5 protein-coding genes and 1 pseudogene are annotated in these 6,564 nt (G+C 62.6%); 3 read left to right on the plus strand and 3 right to left on the minus strand.

Features of this window, described 5'->3' with window-relative positions:
• A pseudogene (locus AC52Q4_RS12825) lies at positions 1-326 on the plus strand (sulfotransferase family 2 domain-containing protein); the annotation flags it as partial.
• 46 nt (positions 327-372) lie between these two features.
• Here the strand turns inward: AC52Q4_RS12825 and AC52Q4_RS12830 are convergent.
• Positions 373-861, minus strand: coding sequence for a polyhydroxyalkanoate granule-associated phasin (locus AC52Q4_RS12830; protein ID WP_495537190.1), 489 nt, complete (start codon positions 859-861; stop codon positions 373-375).
• A gap of 461 nt (positions 862-1,322) precedes the next feature.
• On the opposite strand from AC52Q4_RS12830, the gene AC52Q4_RS12835 reads away from it, so the two are divergent.
• Both AC52Q4_RS12835 and AC52Q4_RS12840 read left to right on the plus strand, forming a co-directional pair.
• A complete protein-coding gene (locus tag AC52Q4_RS12835) occupies positions 1,323-1,463 on the plus strand; it encodes a hypothetical protein (protein WP_495537191.1) in 141 nt (46 codons plus the stop codon).
• 123 nt (positions 1,464-1,586) lie between these two features.
• A complete protein-coding gene (locus tag AC52Q4_RS12840) occupies positions 1,587-2,009 on the plus strand; it encodes a type II toxin-antitoxin system HicB family antitoxin (protein WP_495537192.1) in 423 nt (140 codons plus the stop codon).
• Between the two features lie 49 nt (positions 2,010-2,058).
• On the opposite strand, the gene AC52Q4_RS12845 is transcribed toward AC52Q4_RS12840, so the two are convergent.
• Both AC52Q4_RS12845 and AC52Q4_RS12850 read right to left on the minus strand, forming a co-directional pair.
• Positions 2,059-5,328, minus strand: a complete 3,270-nt coding sequence (locus tag AC52Q4_RS12845) for a DUF3427 domain-containing protein (protein WP_495537193.1) — start codon at positions 5,326-5,328, stop codon at positions 2,059-2,061.
• Positions 5,313-5,921 carry a class I SAM-dependent methyltransferase gene (locus AC52Q4_RS12850; protein ID WP_495537194.1) on the minus strand — a complete coding sequence of 203 codons (609 nt, stop codon included), beginning with the start codon at positions 5,919-5,921 and terminating at the stop codon, positions 5,313-5,315. The genes AC52Q4_RS12845 and AC52Q4_RS12850 overlap by 16 nt, the downstream gene beginning before the upstream one ends.
• Between the last annotated feature and the right edge of the window lie 643 nt (positions 5,922-6,564).

The following is a 6,564-nucleotide window of genomic DNA, read 5'->3' on the forward strand; positions in this document are numbered from 1 at the left end:
CCGAGAGCTTCGAGGCCTTTCTCGAGCGCAGGCTCGATCCGCAGCGCGGGCGTGAGGATTTGCTCGATATTTCGCAAGCGCTGCAGTCGGATTACGTGCTCGACCTGCGGGGCAACCTGATCGTCGACTACATCGCCCGCTACGAGCGCCTGGGGGACGACTTCTCGGAGATTTGCCGGCGTATCGGAATCGCCCGGCCGCCCCTGCCGCGCCTGCGTCAGGCAACGGGGCGGCAAGGCTATCGGGACTACTACACCGGCAAGTCGCGCGCGCTGGTGGCCCGACATTACGCGGCCGATGTCGATCGCTTCGGTTATACGTTCTGAGACTTGCACTCGCCGCCCGGCGGTTGCCACGCACCGAGAGCGCATTTCACCTGCCGAGCCGCCTGGCATTGGCCGTCGCCCGGGAATGGATCGGCGCGAGTCCCCGTTGGGCGAGTCGGGCGGTAGCCGCAGAGAGCGCGAGCATCGGAGCGATCGACTCGCTAAGCGTGCGCATGAGCCTCGCTTGACGCGCTACGAGCTGGGGGATGCTGCGACCTGCGCTCGCCGACATCATAGCCGCCGTCACCGCCAGCATCTGCCGATATGCCCGTACCCAGAGCAGCGGGTCCAGCGTCAGAAACTGCGCGGCCATGGCCTGCGCTGATTGGGCGGCCGCCTTGAGCTTCTCATCCCGCATTACGTCGAACTCGCGCCGATCACGCGCACTCGGCCTGGAGCCTGCCGTATGCATACGCCGCGTGCGATGATTGATGACCGCGGCCGAGGCCAGCATCATTTCACCGGTCTTGATTGCCAGTTCAGTCCAGATGAGGAATGGATTATTGAACCCGATGTGCGTTTTCCTGCGTGGCATGATGGCTTCCTCTTGAGATGACCGAGGGCCTGCGGGTACACAGCGCGGCCGGCACGCTCGGGGGAGGCGGAATAGGCTAGCGGCCTTGGCATTACACTGGCGTCTGCCTCATAGCTTCAGATCAAAGAGGCGACCGACGGTTCCCGCCTGAATTCAACCATCCGGTGAACCCCTGCCGGAATCGCCTTGACATGACGTTAAATTGGCGCGAGCAGAGGCGTTTCGCCGACAAATAAGGCCGACAGCAGGCCCTCACGCTCTGCCATGTCGCCGGGATCGTCCGATCGTAAGTAAGGCTTCGCTCTGCATGACGTAAACGCCGGCGTGGTCTTCGCGGATCTTGGCGAGAGCTTCGTCCTGAAAACGCGAGACACCTACCCGGCCTCGTCTCCACGGCAGACCTGAAAAGCCCAGGGAACCGGGGGAACCGCAGATGCACTTGAATTGACCGTCGAACATAAGTGTACGAGACTTCCCCCGTGAACGGAGCGAACTTCATCAAGCGAGTGCGGGAACTGGGGAAGCAGCGCGGCGTGGAGGTGCGCTTCGTGAAGATGCACGGCAAGGGCAGTCACGGGCGGTTGTACTACGGTGAGCGGTAGACGACGGTGAAGGATCGCAAGTACGAGATCGGAGTCGGTCTGCTCCGCGCCATTGCCAAGCAGCTTGGGCTCGACCCGAAGGATATTCTATCTCGACCCGAAGGATATTCTATGAGGGGGGTTATGCGATACGCCTATCCAGTAAATCTCGAACCGGAGGAAGACGGCGGTTTCGTCGTCTCGTTCCCGGATGTGCCCGAGGCGCTGACCGAGGGAGATACGCGCGAGGAAGCCCTGGCGGAGGCCGCCGACGCGCTGGTTGTGGCGATGGGTGGGTATGGCGAGGATCGCCGGCCGATCCCAGAGCCATCGGCCGCGGGCGACGGCCAGGAAATTGTGGCGCTGCCGATGCTGACCGCGGCGAAGCTCGCGCTCTACACGGCGATGCGAGATCAAGGCGTTACCAACGTGGCCTTAGCTGAGCGTCTAGGGGTCTCCGAGACGATTGTCCGGCGCCTGGTACACCCGGACCACCATTCCAAGATCGAGCGCGTGGAGCAAGCGCTGGCGGCGCTGGGGAAGCATCTGGTGGTGGAGGCCGCGTGATGGCGCCACCACATAGGCATCGGGCAGCGCCACCCGTGGGCGCAGCAGATCAGTCGATAAGCTGCCAGACGACATTCATGGGAGCAGAACTCTCGTGTCGCTCGTAGCGGACGCGGCCCATGTACCGGAACGGCACGCGTTTACCCGCATCCAGCTTCCGGTTACGCACAAACAAATGCACGGGGATTGCCAGCTGCTCATGGCCGATGAGCTCCCGCCCCCGCTTAGTGGTGGGCGTGGTCGCGTTCTGGCTCTGCCAGTGAAACGTGTGCTCGTCCAGGAAGTAGCCGTGCTGCGGGCCCTTGCCCTGCTTGTCCAAGGTCACCAGCAGGACGTGCACGTGGGGTTCCTTGAGGACAACATGGCCCGTCTGCCAGTTGCCGGGGTTGAACTCATGGCCGAACAGCGCGGGGATTTCTTCGCGAAGAAACACCTGCCCGGTGGCGAGCGCGAGCGGATCCAGCACTGCGCGGAGGCGAGCGAGCGTGCGCATGCTCTCATCCGCCTCCATGTCATCGTAGTCGGGATTTGTTGCCTTCAAGATGTAGCGCCCGTCGACGGTCTTGGCCGCCACGCGTAGAAGGTACTGATCGTCGCCTGATGCTTCCTGGCATTCAATCACGACAGCGCTGCCCGTAATAGAGCCGGCATGGTCCGGATCAATGCGCTCGAGCAGTAGATAGTCGCCATCCCGGACCGGGTTCTTGCCGCCATTCATGGAATTACCGCTGGCTCGGGCGATGAAGTGACGGCCGGCATCCAGGCGGCCGTGGCCCGGCCCCAGCGTCCGGTATTCCTCGGCATCGGCGCGGCCGGAACGAAAGTGCCCGCATGCCACGCGGATGTTGGGAAAGAATGGCAAGTCGGTGCTCTGGCGGCGAATCGGGATCACATCCGCATCTTGTGGGAGTTCGTCTTCATCGCGCGCAGCACTATTTTGCAACTGGTAGGTGGCCAGGCGCTGATCCACGAGCTGCCGGACCATCTCCTCGAACGGTGCGAGCTGTTCTGCGCTGATCGAGAAGGTCGGCCTGAAACGGTCGCCATCAAGCGTAAACCATATTCTTGCTGGACGGCTCAGATTCTCGCCGAGCCACGCCTTGATCGGGTTCTTGCGCCAGTATCGCTGCCACGCGCCGACGGAAGTCGAGTCCAGGTCTCGCACATTCCTGGCAAGATCGGTCTGAAGGACAGGCCGGCGATGGAGTGCGGACCTGCTCTGCTCAGCGAGTTCGGAAAGCCGCAGGGAATGTCGAAACCCGTCGTTGTCCAGCAGCGTCTCGAGGACGATCATTTTGAAGCTCTTGGTCATCGGCGTTTTTTCGACCTCGCGGAGAAACTCGCCATGAGCTTCCAGGCAACGCGTCTCATTGTCTGAGAGATCGCCCTGCTCGCGGACAAATGCCCACCACTGCCCGTACTGCTTGCGAAGCCGAGTGGTGCTAATACCGGCGCGATACAGCTCCGCAAAGGTAGGGCGTCGCCCGAGCGACACCTTCAACGCCTCATAGTCACTCACCAGGTCATCCCCAACCAGCGACTTCAGGAAATTGATGATTGCGAGGTCGTAGTTGACGAAACACCCCGCGGGTAGCGGCAACTCCTCTCGCTCCAGGCGCCGGGCAAAGTGCGCGAGCTCGCGATAGGTATCGCCGGTCTGGAAGAGCGCCTGGGGCTTGTTGAGAAAGCCGCGGTGGTTACCGATGAAATCCAGCACGACTAGCCGTTCCTTGCCGGGATGCTGGCGCAGGCCGCGACCGAGCTGCTGGAGGAAGAGCACCTTGGAGTCCGTCGGGCGCAGCATCATGACGGTGTCAATGACCGGCAGATCCACGCCCTCGTTGAACAGGTCAACCGAGAAGATGACGTCGATCTTCCCGGAGGCGAGGCTTCCCAGAGCCTCGCTGCGGGTCAGTCGCGAGCCGTTGTAGACGGCCGCGGCACGTACCTTGGCGCGAGCAAATTGCTCGGCCATGAAGTCCGCATGCCGGCGCGAGACGCAGAAGGCGAGGGTCTTCGCCTGCCCCTTGGCTCGCCACTCACGCAACGCGTGACGCGCTCGGGCCAGCGTCGCCAGTTTGCTGCTCAGGCTGTCGGGATCGAAATGCCCGTTGCGCCAGGGAATTTCTTCGTAGTTGACGTGCTCGTCGAGAATCCCCTGGTAGGTGAACGGGCAGAGCAGTCCCGCCGAGACACCGTCGAACAGACTGTAGCTGTAGACCAGGTTGTCGTCGCACAGAGAGAGGATATCGGACTGGTCCGTGCGCTTCGGCGTAGCGGTGAGGCCGAGCAGGAACCGTGGTCGGAAATGCTGCAGCAGCCGACGATAGGTGGATGCGGCGGCGTGGTGAAACTCGTCCACCACGATGTAATCGAAATGTGTCGCGCTGAAATCTTCTAGATGTCTCTTCTTCCCCAGTGTTTGCACGGAGGCGAACAGCAGATCTACGTCGTCATCGCGTCGGGTACCGGTATATCGGCCCACCCGTGCCTTCGGCCGAACGCGCTGAAAAGTGGTTTCCGCCTGCAGCAGGATCTCCTCGCGATGGGCCACGAAGAGTACCCGGCCGGCGCCGAAGCGCTCGGTGTCGAATGCCGCCAGATACGTCTTGCCGAGGCCGGTGGCGAGCACCACCAGACCGCGCTGGTAGCCGGAAGCTCGGCTGCTCGCAAGCGCATCCAGCGCTTCTGCCTGCACGTCATTAGGTGGCGGCGGTGCCGGCTCGGGATCGTCCGCTCCGGGCGCTATCGGTAGCCGCCGGATAATCCGGCGCTGCTCGTAGGCCTCGATCCAGGCATGCGTGAGGGGAACCGTGCTGCTGTCGGAAAACAGTGCGGCGAACGCCTTTCGCAACTCTTGCAGGCGTGCCACCTCAGCCTCGTCGGCGCCGGGGCGGTGGGAAATACGATAGTTCCACTCAAGGCCGTCGGTTAGCGCGACGCGGCTGATGTTGCTGGAGCCGACGTAGGCTTCGCCTTCGAGAGTCTCCCCGTCTCCAACGCGAACGAATATATAGGCTTTCAGGTGAAAGCTTCGCTCCCTGGCCTCGAAGACTCTCGCGTCCGCGCCTTCGTCACCGAGGAGCAGAAGCTTCCGCAAGGCGTCGGGATCGGTTACGTCCAGGTAATCGCTTGTGAGAACGCGCAGGCGAGCGCCGCGCAGCGTTACCGCTTCTGCGAGGGCCCCGAAGATCAGCTCCAGCCCGCTGCTCTTGATGAAGGCAACTGCCAGATCGATCTCCGCCGCGCGCGCAATGGCGTGCAGGAGCTTGGGAAGAAAGGGGTCGTCGGCACCGCCCGTGCTCAGATGCGCCGGCACAGCGACTCCGATAGCCGCAACAGGGCGTTCAGCCAGCGCTTATCGCTTCGCTCCGGACGCTGGTCTGGCGCGATCCAGATTTCCAGACTGCGGAGTGTGGTCACCTCTTTCAGGAGTTTGGCCACGCCCTCTTCATCCAGGTCCGTGAAATGGCGGCCGGATTCATTGCGCTCACCCGAGCCGTACTTGAACGAGGCATACAGCACGCCGTTCGGTCGCAATCCGTTGCTGAGCCGCTGGAATGCCTCGCTTAGCCGTCCGGCGGGGAGGTGTAGCAGACTAGCGCACGCCCAGATGCCGTCGAACCGGGGCTTTAGCGTGAGATCCTCGAATCGCTTGACCGCCACGTCGAGACCTAGGCGCTCCGCCGCTATGGCCGCGAGCCCGGGCGATCCGTCAAAAGCACTCACCTTATAGCCCGCGCTCATGAACGCGGCGGCGTCGCGTCCCGAACCGCAGCCGGCATCCAGTATCGCGGCGTCTGCTGGCAGATAAGCCATAAAACGCTCGCGAGCGGCCGACATGTCTATGTCGACGGTCTCGTCGAAAAATAACGCCGCATGGCGGTCATAGTAGGAGAGCGTTTCCGACACGCTGATCCCCCCTGTACGCTTCCGTAAAACTACCAGCTCATGGAGCGCGAATCAGCCGATCACTTCTTGGGAAACTGCTTGCGCAGGTTATTACAGTTGCCGCTAGCGTGTCGCAGTCGTCACTTCAAGAGCTAACCGGAGAACCGCAAGCCTTGGTGCAGTTAAGCGGGAGACTCGCTAACAGGGAAGCGAAGATTGGGATAAATCGAGTGGGAGCTGTCAGGAGACAGTGGGTTGAGCGAAGCCGCTACAAGACCGCCAGCAAAAGCGGCGAGCCGTTACAACCCATCGCGCTGTGCCCCCGGCGTGTCGGTCTCCTCCGGGTGACGGCCGCGATTCGAGCCGGCCGTTCAGAATGTTTCCTTGCTTGGTCCAAAGGAGGGCGAGTAGGGCGCTCTGCGGGGTTCATCGTGTTGCAGTCGAGGTAAGGTCGGTGGGCGGCGTTTTTCGCCGCCCCCCACCCCTTCGACTGCCCCCGCGCGGGCGCGACACATCACAGGCGAGGGGGGCAGCTCACCTGTAACACCATTCCGAACATTCCCCCAGCAACCGGCGCGACGCGAGGGGTTAGTTGGGGTCCCGGGGCGGGGCTGACATTTAAGCCGGAAAGCTGAGTATGCGAACGCGATGAACATGCCCCCAG

It is taken from the genome of Nitrococcus sp., assembly GCF_059432795.1.

Excerpts from the sequence above, each read along its gene's own strand:
- AC52Q4_RS12830 (WP_495537190.1), bottom strand. The coding sequence starts at position 861 with ATGCCACGCAGGAAAACGCACATCGGGTTCAATAATCCATTCCTCATC.
- AC52Q4_RS12840 (WP_495537192.1), top strand. The coding sequence starts at position 1,587 with ATGCGATACGCCTATCCAGTAAATCTCGAACCGGAGGAAGACGGCGGT.